Raw genomic sequence first — 18,383 nt, forward strand, 5'->3', positions numbered from 1 at the left:
CTCTGCATTTTGATCACCTCACGGATATTTATTATTAGTATAACACAATCTACCAGTTATTTGCATACGTATATACGAAGATGTGAGGAAGAACCTTTATATTATCATTTTTCTTCTGCTTAATATAATTAAAAAAAGCTGGGGGACAAATTTTCGCGTTCCCGATGCGGGTGTCTTATTTATTAATAAGATGGCTGCGCACAAATCATTCCTTATCTTCGATATATTCAGCAATACCATTCAATTGGCAATGCAGAATTTTGCATAATTCATTTAATGTTGAAGTTGTTAGACCTTTGTCATGCTTTAATTTGTCAATTAAACTTCTACTAATATGATATTCTGTTACCAGTTGATATGTAGATATATTTTTCTCTTTTAATGTGGCCCAAAACGGAGCATAAGAAATCATAGTATCACCTCTAGTATAATAGTAGACGCAATAATTCTCATTGCACATACTCCTAAAAAAGAGTATAATTTTAGGAGGTATTTTCCCTGGGAAGGATGATTTTATGAGAATAAGACTTGTTAATTGCAATACAACAGATGTGAAAAATACTTTAGATGATATGCTGAATGAATTTAACATTGAATTGGGAATTGTAAATTTATATGTTAACTATACAAAAGATGGAGAGAGTTCGGATTTATATAATGTAGATTCGTTAGAATCTGCATACATCAAAAGGGATATCTCTAGAAGCTACAGACATGATGATGAATTGGTTTGTTTAACAAGAAAGGATATTGATTTCATAAAGTACACAATGGCAGAAATTTCTGATTGGCCAATACATTTTAATAGATTAATGCGATATTACCTGGTTAAGAAGTTTGGAAAATTATCGAATGATACAGAAAAAATAAAGCAATTTGATTTTGAAAATGCAGAAGAAAGTTTGGAAAAAATATTGCAAGATATTATCAATAATAGAATTGAGTTAGAAAAATCAAGTGGTTCTGATGAAATGGTGGAAGAAAACACTGATGAATCATCGTAAGAGAAGTCTCTTCTAAAGTCGCAGAAAGAAGTAACAGGGTTGCTAACTTAAAATAATAGTAGGTCATAGGCACTTGCTAGGCTGGTGCCTTTTCTGATGCAGAGTAACAGCCACTTATGCTATAATAGCTTTACAGTTTCAACAGCAGGTTGAGAAAGAAAAAGCATTATAGCTGGAGACCACCAAATCAAAATGATAGCCACTACATCGGCTACGTAAATAGGAATAGACATGATAAGCATGGATTTTGCAAAAGCAATCTTCATGCTTGTTTTTTACTCTGAGTAAAAAATTAGATAGGACGCATTATGGTGGAAATATTTATTGCAAATATTTTTAGATAAGAGTACACTTTAAGAATCAGACTTTTTAGAAGAAATCGGTGATTATTCCTGTTTTTAGTTAAAAAACATGGAACAGACAAAAAAGAGTGAATAAAATGAAGTGGTTTTTAAAATATTTTGATTGGAGAAATGGTAAAATATGCATTTTAGAAAAATGATAAATACAATAAATAAACCTTTATATAAATATTTCGAAAATATTGATTATGCGCTTGATGTTATTGAAAATAAACAGATTCACTTTGAAAATCCAGCAGCTTATAATGATATTTTCGATTGTGCAATGATTTGGGATAAAGAAAAAGCTAGAACGGCAATGAACACAGCTTCTAATCTGTTGGGACGGATTTTTAAATATTTGGAGGATGAGGTTATAGACTATTTGAAGGATATTAATATTTTAGCGTCTTGTACAGATGATATGAACATGGGAACAATTAGCGATATTGTTGCCGAATCGTTAATTGAAAAATATCCGCACATTACTTCGGAGTGGATAATAGATAAGATTCATGGAGGGAAAGATATATTGGTACATGCATATAATAACTTGGTTTCATGTTTTTCCGAAAATAAGTATTCGTTACTAATGTGGGGGTATTATGCCAATAATCATACTGGTGCATGCATTGAGTTTAAATTTGATACAATATTGCCTGAATATAGGGAACTGGTCAATGCATTAACGAAAGTAAACTATACGGATGGTTTTATAAAAGAGGAAAGAGGATTTGATAACTACTTTACTAAAAGCAGACAGTGGGAGCATGAACAGGAATGGAGAATTGCATGTGATACTGGTGGAATTGAATATGTCGAATTTCCATTTGTAAGTGGTATTTATCTGGGATGTCGTATGAACGATAGTGATATCGCGAAATTTAACAAAGTGGGTGAAAAGCATAATATCCCGGTCTTTAGAGCGAAGCCTCTTACGGAGAGATATGCGATTACGTTTAAGTAAGTAGTAATTATGAGAAAGTATGGAAGTAAAACAGGATTGTATATAGGGGATGGAGATTTTATTGAATAAAGAACTGACCAACATACAAAAAGCAGCATATAAACTAATTCAATCGGACGCTACATTTATCCGTTCATTAATTCAAACGGGGAGTCAAATTAAAAGTAACTATATAGTAATGTCATTTCCATATTTGGGAATATATGCTGATGGAGCAGAACAATGGGGAAGGAAAGTCGGCTTGAATTCTCCTATATTTAATGATGAAGAACGTTTTTTTTACACGCAAATAAGACAGATGCACAAGCTGTATGATATGAGTTTCAGACAATTTGCCGATAAAACGTATGATGCTCTTCAAGTAAGTGACGAACATTTTTCATCAATATGTAAGCCGATTGCCAAATGGTTAAAGGTTTATGATAACTATGGTGTGGACTTGTATCGAAGTCAAGTTTGCGGGAATACAGTAATGTGTCAAATGTACGTATCTCCACTAAATGAGAATGCTTATATGCTTGATGGCGAAAAACTATGCAAAATTAGTGTGGTCGCCGGCAAGTTGTGTGCTTTTTATGGAGGTAGACAAGTTCAAAGCTTATGTGCAGATGATGTACAGGCATACAGGACAAAAGATTATCATTTCCCGGCTCATACACCGATTAAACATAAGTCAAAAGAAGCCTTTGCGTTGTTTTCGGTTCTGTGCTCTATTAATTATGTTCTGTACTTGGTAGATAAGATTATTAAAGAAGAGATGCCAACAAAGATTAGAATTGCATACCTGGAATATTACTATTTGACGAAGATTATTAGCGAAATCAATCAGATTTTTGGGACGTATTTCATGCTGAGTAAAGAATGGGTTTCAGCACCTGTTCGAAATTGTATGGCACACTATGGATTAGGGCAATTAATTACGGAGTCAGAATTGGATAATACGGATTTGATGTTTGGTATTACGAAGAAATATTTTGGATTAGACTATTATGAGATGAAAGAAAAACTGTATTCAGAGCTTAAAGCTTTAAGCGTTCAAATAGAAGATTATTTATTTTAGAAAGTGGGAGGAAAAATGGGATGACAGCTTTAAATTTTTTGTTGATGGAGGACATGGTTTCCATATCGATGGATACGTTATCCTTAAGTATGGAAAATAGAATGCCCTACAAGTTTGTTAGTAAATTTGTTCATTTGCCTCAAATGAACTGTGTTATTTGTGGAACAGGAAATATGCTAGCTATTATTCATTGGATAGCTTATGTTCAAGAACGTATGGCTGCTAATGGGATTTATCAGCTGAATCTATTGACTTCTCAGCGGTTGAAGGAATTTATGAAACGAGAAGTTGTCAATGCAGAACTGTCTACAACCATTTATCAATTTGGATTAAGCGAGTTAGATAATAATTTCCACGGATATGCATATAGATCAACTAATAATTTTGAAAGTGAAGAAATTGCCTATGGAATAGGCGTAAAACCACCAGAGGTTTTTATTGAAAATGGAACTTTAAACATGGAGCTAATCGGTTTTGATGGTAACCATATTGAAGAATCTTTTATTCGAATAATGGAGAAACAGAAAGAAAGAGATGATATGTTGCCAGAAAAAGTAGGAATTGGTGGTTGTGTTCAACTTATCATATTGACTCGTGGTGGTGCAATCACAAAAACAATTAATGTTTTTGATGATTTTGAAGAACAGTATACTTTTGTTTGTAAACAGTTAAAATCGTGAGCACCTATTGCGTTAAAAAATGAAATGGGCAGAATATGATAAGGTGAAATGAAATAGAGACACATGCAGTTGCATTTCAAAAGGCTCTGTCGTTGAATATGGTTGATAATCTTCAAAAAAACGAGAGTATGATTGCTGTTACTCCCCGATGGTGTTACAATATATGTAAAAGCAGGGCTACATAACCAGTGAATTCATCATAGAGAAAGTCACCAGAGCAATGCAAATGTAAATCGGGGTGTATGGGGAATATAAGTGATTGATGGCAGTCGGCTGTGATGGTTGGCTGCTGTTTTCTTATGGAAAACAAGAAAATAAAACCCAATAGTATCTTTAATGGTGTGGTAACTGAGGGATATTTCTTTATTGGGAAAATTACATATAAATAGAAAAATTCACTTTCTCGTGATATACTATTTTGTGTCTATATACTGAATTGATGGAGGTGTAATATGGCAGTCAGCTATAAGAAATTATTTCATTTACTGATAGAAAAAGATATGACAAATACCCAATTACAACAAGAAGCAGGATTTTCAGCAAATATTATCACTCGTTTAAAACGAAATGGATATGTGTCTTTAGAAAGTATAGAAAGTATTTGCCGGGTTATGAACTGCGGCGTTGATGGTATTCTGGAGTTTGTTCCAGAGGACGGAGGAGAGAACAATGATCGATACTAAAAAGGAACAGGAACGTGATGAGTTACACCGCGCAATATGGGCAATAGCGGATGAATTAAGAGGTGCTGTGGACGGATGGGATTTCAAGAACTATGTACTTGGCACCATGTTCTATAGATATATTTCAGAGAATCTCTGTAACTATGTTAATGGCGGAGAAAGCGAAGCAGGAAACACAGATTTTGACTATGCAAAAATGGCAGATGAAGAAGCAGAAGAAGCCAGAGAAAGCTTGGTGCAGGAAAAAGGATTCTTCATTTTGCCGAGCGAATTATTCTGCAATCTAAAAGTTAGGGCGGTAAATGATGAAAATCTAAATGAAACACTGGAAAGGGTGTTCCGCCATATTGAGGAATCAGCAAAAGGAAGTGAGGCTGAGAATGATTTTGCAGGACTGTTTGATGATTTTGATGTAAATAGCAATAAGCTTGGTTCGACAGTTGCCAGAAGAAATGAAAACCTGGTCAAGTTAATAAATGGCGTAGGGTTGATGAATCTTGGAGAAGTAAAAGATCATTCCATTGACGCATTTGGGGATGCTTATGAATATCTTATGTCCATGTATGCATCAAATGCCGGTAAGTCAGGTGGGGAGTTCTATACACCTGCAGATGTCTCGGAATTATTGACAAGATTGGGCACGATTGGAAAAACAGAAATCAACAAGGTATATGATCCGGCTTGTGGCTCAGGTTCCTTGTTGCTGAAAGTGGAAAATGTTTTGGGTAAAAATGCTGTTCGAAATGGCTATTATGGACAGGAAATCAATATTACGACATATAACCTTTGCCGTATCAATATGTTCTTGCATGACGTAGGTTTTGATAAATTTAATGTTGCCTGTGAAAACACACTGACACACCCACAACACTGGGACGATGAGCCGTTTGAACTTATTGTATCAAATCCACCGTACTCTATCAAATGGCCTGGCGATGAGAACCCATTACTGATCAATGACCCTCGTTTTGCACCTGCCGGAGTCCTTGCACCAAAGAGTAAGGCGGACCTTGCGTTTATTATGCACAGTCTTTCCTGGTTGGCATCGAATGGGACAGCTGCAATTGTATGTTTTCCTGGCATAATGTATCGTGGTGGTGCAGAACAGAAAATTCGTAAATACTTGGTTGATAATAACTTTGTTGACTGTGTTATTCAGTTACCAAGTAACCTGTTCTTTGGAACAAGTATCGCAACCTGCATTATGGTTATGAAAAAAAGTAAATCAGACAATAAGACATTATTTGTGGATGCATCTAAAGAGTGTATTAAGGTTACCAATAACAATAAATTGACACCAATGAATATCGAACGAATTGTTGATATCTTTGCCTGTCGTGAGGAAGTGAAACATTTCTCCCATCTTGCATCTTATGATGAAATTACAGAAAATGATTACAATCTTTCTGTATCAACTTATGTGGAGGCAGAGGACACTCGTGAAAAGATTGATATCATGAAACTGAATGCGGAGATTGAAGAAATTGTTATGCGTGAGAATGAACTGCGAGAAGCTATTCGAAACATCATTGAAGAAATAGAGGGTTAGATATGAGACTAAGTGACATTTTATCTAAAGCACCTCAAAAAGAGTTTGTTCAAATTGATGGATTTTTAGTTAATAAAAAAGGGAACATGGGACAGCAAGTATCGTTGAGTGTTGGAAATGTTATGTTGAATTATTTCTGCTCTAGGTGCGACGATGTCAGGACGTTCACATCACGAGGGAATATATGTTGCGTTTTTGCAAACAAACAAATTGTGAGTATAGATTGTGTTATGACCTGTGGCTGTGGCACAAGTGTTCAAGTATGGTTTTTGGTTGAGAGTGATGATGATATATGTGGACAGACACCAAGAGTTCGAATTCTAAAACGTAGCGAAAGATTGTCGGATCTAGTAAAAATAAACGATGCAAAGTATGGTGATTTTTCTGAACTTCTAGAAAAATCAGGACGTGCTAATCGCGATCAACTCGGTGCAGGAGCAATGGTATATTTGCGTAAAATTTTTGAGCAGATAACTTTAAAAACTGCGAAAGCGGCAGAAATATCTACAACTAATGTTAAGGGGAAAAGAAAAACATTCAAGGATTTGCTAAAAGAAGTAGATAATCAATGTTCAATTATCCCAAGAGAGTTTTCCGAAAATGGTTATATGTTATTTAGTGAATTAAGTGAAATTGTGCATGGTGAATATAACGAAGAATTGGCGTTGTTAAAATATGAATCATTACACAGGCTTATTGTTGGGGTTCTTGACAATGTAAAAAATAATGAAGAACTAATGAATGCAATTGGGTCCTTGGGATGGAATGACGGAGGCGAATCACAATGACAAAACTTGAACAACTTATAACTGAATTTTGCCAAAATGGAGTAGAAAATAAAGAACTAAAGGATATTTTAACGATTAAAAATGGAAGTGATTATAAAACTTTCTCTAAAGGAGATATTCCAGTTTATGGCTCAGGTGGTATTATGACATATGTAGATAAATTTGTTTATAATAAACCTTCTGTGCTAATTCCTAGGAAAGGTTCAATTGATAAACTTTACTTCGTAGATAAACCTTTTTGGAATGTAGATACTATTTTTTACACTGTTATTAACAGCACTCTGGCAGAACCAAAATATGTGTATTATTGTTTAAAGAAAATGCATCTTGAAAATTTAAATACTGCTGGAGGGGTTCCAAGTCTTACACAAAAGGTTTTAAATAAAGTGAAAATCCCCATTCCCCCTTTACCCGTTCAGGAGGAAATTGTACGAATTTTGGACAATTTCACAGAGCTTACAGCAGAGCTTACAGCAGAGCTTACAGCGAGAAAGAAACAGTATGAATATTATAGAGGCCAGTTGCTTTGTTTTGATAATCCGGATATTGAATGGATAACACTTGGAGAAATTGGAAAAGTATCAATGTGTAAGCGAATTATGAAAGCGGAAACTAGTTCTGATGGGGAGGTTCCTTTTTTTAAGATAGGGACTTTTGGTGGAAAAGCAAATGCGTATATTTCAAAGGAAACTTTTGAAAAATATAAGACTTTATATTCGTATCCTAAGAAAGGTGATGTTTTGATTTCAGCAGCTGGAACTATAGGAAGAACAGTTGTTTTTGATGGTGAACCTGCATATTTTCAGGATTCGAATATAGTTTGGATTGCAAATAATGAAAATAAAGTTTTAAACTGTTTTTTACGGCATTATTATCAGCTTCAACCGTGGCAAGTATCAACAGGTGGAACTATATCAAGGCTTTATAATGATAATATTAGCAGAGTAAAAGTACCAGTACTACCAATAGAAGAACAAAAACGTATTGTAGAATTACTTGATCGTTTCGATATTCTCTGTAACGATATTTCCACAGGGCTTCCAGCCGAAATTGAAGCTCGCCAAAAACAATATGAGTATTATCGTGACAAGCTATTAACATTCAAAGAACTCTCGTAGAAAGGAGACGAATATTGTGCCTTATTTCAATATTGTTGCACAGACAAGTGAAAACACCGTAGTAACAGAGTATGAACCAGTTAAAGCACGTTCTGACAGTTACCAAAGTGAAGCCGCATTGGAAAAGGAATTTATCCGCCTTCTTTGTGAACAGGGATATGAGTATCTGCAAATCCATACAGAGACCGATTTGATTGCGAATCTGCGTAAAAGACTGGAGATACTGAACCGCTATCAGTTCTCCGATGCTGAATGGAAACAGTTTTTTTCAAATGCTGTAGCAAATCCAAATGAAAATATTGTGGAGAAGACCCGAAAGATACAGGAGGATTTTGTCCAGGTACTTAAGTGTGATGATGGAACTTCTAAGAATATTAAACTGATTGATAAAACCAATATTCACAACAACTTTTTACAGGTCATTAATCAGTATGTGATTGGAACAGCAGAGGGTGCAAAGTATGACAACCGTTATGATGTTACTGTCCTTGCTAATGGTCTGCCTGTGGTTCATGTCGAACTGAAACGCAGAGGAGTGGCAATCCGAGAAGCTTTCAATCAGATTAACCGTTATCAGCGTGACTCCTTTTGGGCGGGTTGTGGCCTGTTTGAATATGTGCAGTTGTTCGTTATATCAAATGGAACGAATACCAAATATTATTCCAATAGTACACGTTTTAACGCTATCAAGGATGCAGCATCTGGAAATACAAAGAAAGGTAAGACAAGCAACAGTTTTGAGTTCACTTGCTTTTGGTCGGATGCCAATAACCGTGTGATTCCTGACTTGATTGATTTTACAAAAACATTTTTTGCAAAGCATTCATTGTTAAATGTTCTGACCAGGTATTGTATTTTTACATCAGAAAATATGCTGATGGTGATGCGTCCTTATCAGATTACGGCAACGGAACGTATTTTAAACAGAATAGAAATTGCCAATAATTACAAGAAGTATGGCAGTGTGGCAGGAGGCGGGTATATCTGGCACACCACAGGTTCTGGAAAAACATTGACTTCGTTTAAAACGGCAAGACTTGCATCGTCACTACCTTATGTCGACAAAGTGCTATTTGTGGTAGACCGTAAGGATCTGGACTATCAGACTATGAAGGAATACGACCGTTTTGAGAAAGGTGCTGCCAACAGCAATACCTCTACGGCAATTTTGAAAAAGCAGATGGAAAATCCGGATGCACATATCATTATTACCACAATTCAGAAATTGGCAACTTTTATAAAGAAATACCAGGGACATGAGGTGTTTTTAAAGCACGTTGTGATTATCTTCGATGAATGTCATCGTAGTCAGTTCGGGGATATGCATACCGCAATCGTGAAGAATTTTAAGAAATATCATTTGTTCGGTTTTACCGGGACGCCAATTTTTCCGGCTAATTCCAGTTCTGCAAAGAAGAATCTAGAGTTTCTTACTACAGCGCAGACCTTTGGTGATCAGCTGCATACATATACCATTGTGGATGCGATCAATGATAAAAATGTTCTGCCATTTCGTGTAGATTATATCAAGACGATGGATGTTGATGAAGCGATTGATGACGAGATGGTGTGGGATATCAATCGAGAAAAGGCAATGATGGCACCACAGCGTATATCACTTGTGGCGAAATACATGCTGGAGCATTTTGACCAGAAGACTTATCGTGGGGATAAGACTTACATTTTTAATTCCCTTACCAATATTACAGAAGTTGCATCTGCCCAAAGAGGCTCGGTAGAAGAAATCAAACAAAAGCAGCGTGTCAGCGGATTCAACTCCCTATTTGCGGTGGCATCTGTGCCAATGGCAAAGCTGTATTATGAAGAATTTAGAAAGCAGATGGCTGCCGATCCAACGAAGAAATTACGTGTAGCTACCATATTCAGTTATGGCGCAAATGAGGAAGAAACGGATGGGATTTTAGATGAGGAGAACTCAGAGGATACCTCTGCTCTTGACCAGAATTCCCGTGATTTTCTTGAATCTGCAATTAAGGATTATAATGAAATGTTCCGTACGAACTATGATACTTCAAGCGATAAGTTTCAGAATTACTATAAGGATGTTTCTCTTCGTATGAAGAATAAAGAACTGGATCTGCTAATTGTGGTAAATATGTTCCTAACCGGATTCGATGCCACAACTTTGAATACCCTTTGGGTAGATAAAAATTTGAAAATGCACGGACTGATTCAGGCATTTTCCAGAACGAATCGAATCTTAAATTCTATCAAAACATTCGGTAATATCGTATGTTTCCGTAATTTGCAGAAGCGTGTGGATAGTGCGATATCCCTCTTTGGTGACAAGAATGCCGGAGGTATCGTTCTGATGAAGAGTTTCAAGGATTATTACTATGGATACACGTCTGCAGATGATAAGCCGATGCCAGGATATGTGGATATGATGGAGGAACTAATGGAAACGTTTCCGCTTGCAGAGCCACAGATCATCGGAGAACAGAACCAGAAGGACTTCATTTCGCTTTTTGGTTCGATTCTACGAATGAGGAATCTCCTTACATCATTTGATGAATTTAAGGAACAGGAATTGATTACGGAAAGAGATCTGCAGGATTACCTTGGCAGGTATCAGGACTTGCGTGACGAATGGAAACGCAAGCGTGAAGCTGGGGAAAGTACGGATATTATCGATGACATCGTATTTGAAGTGGAACTGATCAAACAGATTGAAATCAATATCGATTATGTTCTAATGCTTGTAAAGAAATACCATGATACCCACTGTGAAGATAAAGAAGTTCTGATTACTATCAAAAAGGCAATCGATGCAAGTCCAGAACTGAGAAGTAAGAAGCAGCTTATTGAAACCTTTATTGCAGGTGTCAACGATGCAGACGATATTATGCTAGAATGGCACGATTATGTCGTGAAACAGCGGGAACAGGATCTTCAAACGATTATCACAGAAGAAAAACTGAAACCAGAAGATACTCGCAAATTCCTTGAGAATGCATTCCGTGATGGTGAAATCAAGACTGCAGGAACTGATATTGATAAGATAATGCCACCCGTTTCCAGATTCGGAGGTGGCGGCAGAGCCGAGAAAAAGCAAGGTATCATTGACAAACTCAAGACTTTTTTCGAGAAATATTTTGGTGTTGGAGGTTCGAGTTCGTTTGTAGAAAAAGAGAATAAACAAGTGATGTATGATAATGATTCAGAAAGCAATCTGTCGATGGTGGCAGAAAGTCCGAATCAGTATGATTTAGATGATCAGTGATAATGATTTGATGTATGGGGGGAGGTTATGGTAACTTGTTTGGGTCTCGGCTACAAGCTATTGCAAGAGGTAGAATGACCTTGTGAGCGATTGCAAGTACACGGAGTACGCGGATTTTGGGGATTATTGCTATCTGATCATATCGTAGGCGCTAACAACACTGGCACCTGGGTTGATGTAATATGATGTGAGATGATAATCAGAAGGTATAGGATATGGAAAAAATAGGTGGATTTAGTGTTCCGGATAAATATGTAGGTACGGTATCGACGGATAGCGCAGGCGTGCATATCTATTGTGCTGCCAGAGATCGCAGCTGGACGCTAGGCGAGGGTGACTATTTTATTGGTTGGACTGATGACGGGCATCCTGCCGCGGGGCATCTTACACGTGATACAAATACGGGCGACTGGTATGCGGTCAGTCCGTCTGGCGTGGTACATCATTATTTGGACCTTTTGTTAGTAAACCTGGTGGAGATTGGATTTTTGGGCTGATGTGAGATAATAATAATTCAGAAAGTATAGTATGTGCTAATAGAGATAGACAATGATATATATGTGGAATTGTCAAGAAAAGTGTAGTCGTATAAACTCACTGAATTTCCTTTGACAGTTCCAAACAACTGAAGATTATATCAAGACATATCAGCAAGTGTTAAAAAGATAGGTTTGCAAGTAATGAATAAAAATGGAATATAATAGAAGATGCTTGTCGTTTACAACATTCGGGTTTAGTTCGATAAATCTAATTGTGTAGGAGTACAGGGTGCAATATTTCAAGCAGGAATCTCGGCGTGTATCAGTCTGAATTGCCAAATTGAGCATTCAAATATAGAAAAATAAAGATTATAACAAAAGTATTGAACAACAGAGGATATTTTTTGAGCATTAAGGTGTTTCGAAAAATATTTCTTGCGTTTTTTGACGAGCTTTTAAATATTGTAAGTGAATTTCGTTTGGAATGTGTTGTTGAAATGCATTAGTGGTCATTTCATTACAAGTATGGTAAAATTATTGCATGCTTTTATTCTTGTAATCAAGTGAAATGGTAATGCTTGTTTTAAGAAAAATTGCAAAATAAGTTTTATAGCACTTATGTTTAATAACATATATTAAATAATTTGGGAACTTCAACAATAGAATTCTATTCATGAAAGCGAGTGGTATTTGTTATGGAGGATATATTGTCAGGATTGAATGAGGAACAGAAGGAAGCAGTTACCACTACCGAGGGATATGTAAGAATAATTGCCGGAGCTGGTTCGGGAAAAACAAAAGCATTAGCGCACAGATATGCTTATTTAGTAAATGAACTTGGAATTTCCACCTCGAATATATTGTGTGCAACTTTTACAAACAAAGCCGCTAATGAAATGAAAAAAAGAATCAGAAACATGATAGGTGATAGTGATACTGGTCTCGTGTGTACATTTCATGGATTTTGCGTGCAATTGCTACGGGAGGATATTCATGCGATAAATTACCCACAGAATTTTATTGTGATGGATGAAGAAGATACTGAAGCTATTTTGAAGATCGTGTATGAAGCCTGCAATATTCAATCCAGAAGTTATACCTTTGACATGGCTAGAAAATATATTAATCACGCAAAGTTATTATATGCTCACATCCCATATTTGATTGATTTAGATAACAAGAAATTAAAAGCTGATTACGAAAATACAAAGGATACTGAACAAAAGATTTTTCTGGGTTATTTGTATGAACAAAAGAAATGTTATGGTCTGGATTTTGATGATTTGATAACGGTTGCGTTATATATTCTTGAAAGTTTTAAAGAAAAGCATGATAAATGGCAAGAACGTATGATGTATGTTATGGTAGATGAGTTTCAAGATGTTAATGCAAGTCATTATCAATTGGCGGAGGTATTAAGTGGTTACCATAAGAATCTTTTTATTGTTGGGGATCCGGATCAAACTATATATTCATGGAGAGGGCTCGTATTGAATATATTTTAGATTTTGAAAACTGTCACGAGGGTACTAAAACGATACTTCTTAATAAGAATTATCGATCAACGCCGAACATATTAGATGCATCGAATTCATTAATAAAGAATAATAAAAAAAGAATTGATAAAGAATTAATCGCAATGAAAGAAACAAATGTTCCGACAATATACAAACATGCCAGGACAACAAAAATGGAGGCTGAATGGATTTCAAATCAGATAAAGAGTCTGCTTGAAAATGGGAAAAAGTATAGTAATATCGCAATTTTATATCGTGCACATTTTGTCTCAAGAAGTATTGAAGAAATCTTTTTTAGAGAAAAGATACCTTACACCCTATATAGTGGTATTGAATTTTATAAACGAAAAGAAGTTAAAGATATTGTATCTTACCTGAGAATGGTTGTTTATGCAGATGATTTGTCATTTCAACGTGTAATAAACGAACCCAAAAGAAATTTCGGTAAAAAAAGAATGCTATTTCTTAAAGAATATGCAGAATTACATAATTGTTCATTATATAATGCGCTGAAAGATAATATGGAAGATAATTTAATTTCGAGCACAGATGCAGCAAGCTTTGTAGGGGTTGTAGAAAAATACAGTAAACTCTTTAAAGAACTTAGCTTATCAGACATATTATCTAACATTCTTGATGAGAGTGGGTATGAATCAATGTTAAGACAAGCGGGAGAACAAGAAAGACTTGACAATTTATCGGAATTAAAACAATCTGTTTTTGAATTTGAAAAAACATCAGGAGAAAAAAATAGCCTGGAGGAATATTTGCAAAATGTAGCTTTGTTTTCTAATGTAGACAAGGACTACGAAAAAAATTCTGTAAAAATGATGACAATACATACAGCAAAAGGATTGGAATTTCCATATGTATTTATCTGCGGTCTTAATGAGGGGATTTTTCCGTCTAAGCATGTGGATACAGAAGATAAATTGGAAGAAGAGCGACGTATGGCTTATGTTGCGTACACAAGAGCCGAAAATGCCCTATTTTTAAGTGATGCAGAAGGCTTAAATTATGACAACTCATTTAGATATCCCTCGCGTTTCATTTTCAATACAGATAAAGCATATTTGAGTTATTCGGTTGAGCTTGAAGAACGGTTGATTGATGATGCAAAAGAATTTATAAAAACAAATGAAGAAAAAATATTGATGCCAATAACATGCTTCCATATCGGTGATACAGTAAAACACAAAATATTTGGAACCGGAAGAATTATAGATATAAAAAATGAGATAGCAGCGTATGCAATAAAATTTGATAATGCCCAGACAGAGAGGAATCTAAGTATAAAAACTCCATTAGAGCGAGTGAGTATGTTGAAAGAAATGGAGAAAACAGATTTTTCGGACAAAACAGAATCAAAAGAACTTTGCGAAGTATTTGATGGTGAGAAACAAAAAAGCACAATTTCAGAGACAGAAAACTTGGAAGCCATTTGTTTGAAGGAAGAAATGAAAACGCCAGAGTTGAAAAATGAGATAGAAGATGAAATAATGAAATGCAAAGAAGAATGGCATATACCGAAGAATTTGGCGTTCACAGCAACAAATGAGGGTTGTGAGCAAAAAGAGATAAAAGGAAGCTTTTTTCGTTCTATATTTGAAAAATCAAAATAGCACCCGTACTGAAAAGGCAAATTTATTCGGTATGCCATTTCTATAATACGTGTAAGTGCGTCTTTTATTCCTTGTGATGTATCAATAATTAAGACGTTGTCTTACAATATAGTTATCATTAAATTATTTTTGTAATTGAGTATTACAAATTTTGGAGATGAAAATCATGGAAAAAGAAAAGCCGAATGTATTTATTTCCTACTCATGGGAAGATGAATCACACAGATTATGGGTAAAGGACTTGGCAACTAAGCTGAGAAATGATGGTGTTAATGCGACAATCGATCAATTTGAGCTGCAACCTGGCGATCGATTACCACAGTATATGGAGACGTCTATCAGAGAAGCCGACTATGTATTGATAATATGCACACCCCACTATAAAGAAAAGGCAAATGATAGAATTGGAGGCGTGGGTTACGAAGGCCATATCATCACAGGTGAAATGTTCTCGAAGCATAACGAAAGGAAGTTTATTCCGATTTTAAGAAAAGGTTCTCGACAAAATGCTATCCCTACATGGCTAGAAGGAAAGCTTGATGTTGATTTTAGTGACAATGTGAAAGCTGAAGATGCCTATAAAAATTTATTGATAACATTATATGGTACACGAAGTCAAAAACCGCCACTTGGAACTAGGCCAGATTATATACGTCAAAAAGCAAATATAAATGAAATTCATGCAAAAGAAAAAGATATAATTAATACCGAAGAAGATATAAAAATCCTGGGCATTATAACAGAGGAGGTCTCTATGCCAAAGCTAGACGGAACAAGAGGATCAGCTTTGTATAAGATGCCATTCAGACTTTCACGAACACCAAGCTATTTATGGAAAACCTTGTTTATAGAGACTTGGAATCATCCACCGAAATACACCACGATGCATCGACCTAAGATCGCAAGTGTAATTGGCGATGCGATTTGGCTTAATGGTACAACGATAGAGGAAGTTAATAAATATCATAAAGAAACTTTGATGCTTTCTGTTGATATAGCAAACCAAAAAGAAAGGGCTATTCTCAATCAACAGGCGCAAGAAACTGAACGCCAAAAGAAAATGCAAGAAAAGCATTTTGATGAAATAAATAAACTGGCGAATGAAATAATTTTTTAGGGTATACTATTCAAAAGAACGGAATTTTTGTTGCAAAACTCGGGGCGATTGTATTGAATCGACTTCTGCCTTTTGGATGTAATCAATGACGGGAAAACAAAAATATGTGAAAACCGCTGACAAAGAAGAAAGCGAGAATGCCACAAATGTGTACGAAATGGAGGAAGAATAACATGAGCAAAGATTTTCAAATGAAAATCTCAATACCAACAGATAATGACGGATATGTCCTTCTTCGATGCCCAAATTGTGGTATATATTTTAAAGCCACACCTTCTGATATTGAAGATGACGGGATATTAGAGCTGTTTTGCCCAAGCTGTGGGCTTGCAGGAGAAAACTACATTACAGAGGATGTATTAGAGCTGGAGATGGCGATGGTGCAAAACAGGGCAATGGACATGATTCATGAAGAATTAAAGAAAATGGAGCGTCAATTTAGGAATGGACCTGTGAAATTTGAGGCAGGAAAGCGGCCTAAGCACGAGCCTGAAAACCCTATTCGTTCTGGTATCGAAGCGTTACAAATCGTAACCTTTCCGTGCTGCAAGCGTACGGCTAAAATTAAGCCGATTCTAAAGATGACCGGGTGCTATTGCCCGTTTTGTGGGGTGAAAAATTATGAAGTTGAATAGAGCAGAGTTAAGAAAGATTATATATGATTTCAACAGTATCTCAAATCGCCTTCTACAAGCCGATTTTAATGACTATACGAATGTTGTGTCAAAATTTGTTGCCTTTATAAAGAATACGCCTATTATTCTTGATTACATTAAAGACTGCGGACATTGTGAACAAGATTTGAAACAAGAGTTTGACGAGATTAGTCGTTCTTACGGAAGGAGTATTTTTTCTCTTGGCGATGCAGATGCTGAAGAGATTCGGAATGTCTTTGGAATTGTGAATTATATTGCCGAAAATGGAATCGAAATTCATTATGGTGTTGCCGTGGGATATTCATCTTCAAAGAAATTTCAAGACAAGATTAAAGGATTTAATGACCGTGTTGTTATGGTGCTGATTCGCCATATAGAGAGTTACTTAACGAAGATAGGAATTGATATGGGAATAGACGAAAAAGTTACGTATTCCATTACTGTGCAGAATGGACAAGTCAATATCGCCAATGATAATGCATCAATCACGGCAACAAGCACTGTTGGGATTGATGCTGCACAGCTGGAAAAATTGGTGCAAGCTGTAAGAATTAAGGCTATTGAACTACCACAAGAAGATGCTGAGGTTTTGGAGAGCAGCTTAGAAGTTATCGAAGATGAAATAAAATCGGGAAAACCCAGAAAAGGTTTCTTGAAAACAGCGGTTTCAGGCTTGAAAATGATTAAAGGTACCGCCGAATTCGCAGCAGCAGTTGCAACATTAATCCAATTTGTTCAGCCTTTACTATGAGTATGAATAGAGGTTATAGACATGGTATTTACTAATACCAAAGAAAGTGATCTTGAGGTATTGATTGTGAAGTGGATGGTAGAACAGAACGCCTATGAACAAAACAACAATGTTGACTATAACCGAGATCACTCCATCGACGAGATCCGGCTCTTTCATTTCCGGTATCAAACTAAGTGGGGTGTATTGGAAAAATGGTAGTAAAGCGAAATCAAGAAATAACAGTTTTTAAAGCGGTTGCAAGGCGAGATGGCTAAGTGTGACATTGAGGATGTGCTGCGCAATGGTGTAAAGATTTACTCGGCTGACCTTTTTGGCAAATAAAATACAGCACTTTTGCTTTTAGTACCCCACGGATTTCTCCGTGGGTTTTGCTTTGAGATTTTATACCGTTGGAAATTCTCCATGCCACATTTCATAATCCGGTATTGCGATATTGTGTTCTATCAATACCATTTCAAGCTGATGGATCCGTTCTCTCAAAAGTTTGTTGGTTTCTTCCTCGCTGTCGCACATGACGCGAAGGATGTTTGCAGCCTCTAGTGCAGTTTCTAAAGTGATTTTATGATTCATCGTCATCTACTCCTCTGCTTTCTAAAAATGATTTTCGGTTTTCTAACCTGTAGCTTTTTCCTGCGATCTGTATCCGGTCACACCGGTAAGACAGATGGTTCGGAAATTCAGCCCATTCTTCAAACCCCATGTTGGTTGTAATGTAAACGTCAAACCATCCGCCTGACGATAAAGTTAACGCCGCTTGATTTATAAACGGCGTGGTTTCCTGCATTCCTCTGGAAGCTGGTCTGA

The 18,383-nt window shown here is 36.1% G+C and carries 17 protein-coding genes and 1 pseudogene; 15 read left to right on the plus strand and 3 right to left on the minus strand.

What is annotated here, in order from left to right; translation table 11 throughout:
* Positions 1-205: 205 nt before the first annotated feature.
* On the minus strand, positions 206-592 hold the full coding sequence (locus tag BJR36_RS21070) for a helix-turn-helix domain-containing protein (protein ID WP_334292934.1): 387 nt from the start codon (positions 590-592) through the stop codon (positions 206-208).
* Here BJR36_RS21070 and BJR36_RS18245 point away from each other — a divergent pair.
* The 15 genes from BJR36_RS18245 to BJR36_RS18310 all read left to right on the plus strand — a co-directional run bounded on the left by BJR36_RS18245 (position 516) and on the right by BJR36_RS18310 (position 17,576).
* Positions 516-1,004 (plus strand): hypothetical protein, encoded by a 489-nt coding sequence (locus BJR36_RS18245; protein ID WP_091236870.1) that lies wholly within the window; start codon positions 516-518, stop codon positions 1,002-1,004. The genes BJR36_RS21070 and BJR36_RS18245 overlap by 77 nt on opposite strands.
* 498 nt (positions 1,005-1,502) lie before the next feature.
* Positions 1,503-2,312, plus strand: a complete 810-nt coding sequence (locus tag BJR36_RS18250) for a DUF2971 domain-containing protein (protein WP_169823777.1) — start codon at positions 1,503-1,505, stop codon at positions 2,310-2,312.
* Between the two features lie 61 nt (positions 2,313-2,373).
* Positions 2,374-3,372 carry a hypothetical protein gene (locus BJR36_RS18255; RefSeq protein WP_091236872.1) on the plus strand — a complete coding sequence of 333 codons (999 nt, stop codon included), beginning with the start codon at positions 2,374-2,376 and terminating at the stop codon, positions 3,370-3,372.
* A gap of 20 nt (positions 3,373-3,392) precedes the next feature.
* Positions 3,393-4,052, plus strand: a complete 660-nt coding sequence (locus BJR36_RS18260; protein WP_091236873.1) for a hypothetical protein — start codon at positions 3,393-3,395, stop codon at positions 4,050-4,052.
* Positions 4,053-4,504: 452 nt separating this feature from the next.
* Positions 4,505-4,735: a helix-turn-helix domain-containing protein gene (locus BJR36_RS18265; RefSeq protein WP_091236874.1), complete on the plus strand. Its 231-nt coding sequence runs from the start codon at positions 4,505-4,507 to the stop codon at positions 4,733-4,735.
* Positions 4,722-6,284, plus strand: coding sequence for a type I restriction-modification system subunit M (locus BJR36_RS18270; protein WP_091236875.1), 1,563 nt, complete (start codon positions 4,722-4,724; stop codon positions 6,282-6,284). Before BJR36_RS18265 ends, BJR36_RS18270 begins: the two co-directional genes overlap by 14 nt.
* A 2-nt stretch (positions 6,285-6,286) precedes the next feature.
* The gene (locus BJR36_RS18275) at positions 6,287-7,072 is read left to right on the plus strand and encodes a hypothetical protein (RefSeq protein WP_091236876.1); all 786 of its coding nucleotides are present in this window, start codon (positions 6,287-6,289) and stop codon (positions 7,070-7,072) included.
* Positions 7,069-8,190: a restriction endonuclease subunit S gene (locus tag BJR36_RS18280; RefSeq protein ID WP_091236877.1), complete on the plus strand. Its 1,122-nt coding sequence runs from the start codon at positions 7,069-7,071 to the stop codon at positions 8,188-8,190. The genes BJR36_RS18275 and BJR36_RS18280 overlap by 4 nt, the downstream gene beginning before the upstream one ends.
* A gap of 16 nt (positions 8,191-8,206) precedes the next feature.
* Positions 8,207-11,434 (plus strand): type I restriction endonuclease subunit R, encoded by a 3,228-nt coding sequence (locus BJR36_RS18285; protein WP_091236878.1) that lies wholly within the window; start codon positions 8,207-8,209, stop codon positions 11,432-11,434.
* A 215-nt stretch (positions 11,435-11,649) separates the two neighbouring features.
* Positions 11,650-11,931: a hypothetical protein gene (locus tag BJR36_RS18290; protein ID WP_091236879.1), complete on the plus strand. Its 282-nt coding sequence runs from the start codon at positions 11,650-11,652 to the stop codon at positions 11,929-11,931.
* A 677-nt stretch (positions 11,932-12,608) separates the two neighbouring features.
* Positions 12,609-13,418, plus strand: a complete 810-nt coding sequence (locus tag BJR36_RS21000; RefSeq protein WP_330387999.1) for an ATP-dependent helicase — start codon at positions 12,609-12,611, stop codon at positions 13,416-13,418.
* The gene (locus BJR36_RS21005; RefSeq protein ID WP_330388000.1) at positions 13,388-15,052 is read left to right on the plus strand and encodes an ATP-dependent helicase; all 1,665 of its coding nucleotides are present in this window, start codon (positions 13,388-13,390) and stop codon (positions 15,050-15,052) included. Before BJR36_RS21000 ends, BJR36_RS21005 begins: the two co-directional genes overlap by 31 nt.
* 166 nt (positions 15,053-15,218) lie before the next feature.
* Positions 15,219-16,169: a toll/interleukin-1 receptor domain-containing protein gene (locus BJR36_RS18300; protein WP_091236880.1), complete on the plus strand. Its 951-nt coding sequence runs from the start codon at positions 15,219-15,221 to the stop codon at positions 16,167-16,169.
* A 173-nt stretch (positions 16,170-16,342) separates the two neighbouring features.
* The gene (locus BJR36_RS18305; RefSeq protein ID WP_091236881.1) at positions 16,343-16,804 is read left to right on the plus strand and encodes a hypothetical protein; all 462 of its coding nucleotides are present in this window, start codon (positions 16,343-16,345) and stop codon (positions 16,802-16,804) included.
* On the plus strand, positions 16,791-17,576 hold the full coding sequence (locus BJR36_RS18310) for a hypothetical protein (RefSeq protein ID WP_207648910.1): 786 nt from the start codon (positions 16,791-16,793) through the stop codon (positions 17,574-17,576). Before BJR36_RS18305 ends, BJR36_RS18310 begins: the two co-directional genes overlap by 14 nt.
* Positions 17,577-17,960: 384 nt before the next feature.
* Here BJR36_RS18310 and BJR36_RS18320 read toward each other — a convergent pair whose 3' ends face one another.
* Both BJR36_RS18320 and BJR36_RS20590 read right to left on the minus strand, forming a co-directional pair.
* Positions 17,961-18,149, minus strand: coding sequence for a hypothetical protein (locus tag BJR36_RS18320; protein ID WP_091236882.1), 189 nt, complete (start codon positions 18,147-18,149; stop codon positions 17,961-17,963).
* A pseudogene (locus BJR36_RS20590) lies at positions 18,139-18,383 on the minus strand (hypothetical protein); the annotation flags it as partial. The gene BJR36_RS18320 and the pseudogene BJR36_RS20590, both read right to left, overlap by 11 nt.

Source organism: Anaerobium acetethylicum, assembly GCF_900096945.1.
Taxonomy (GTDB): Bacteria; Bacillota; Clostridia; order Lachnospirales; family Lachnospiraceae; genus Anaerobium; species Anaerobium acetethylicum.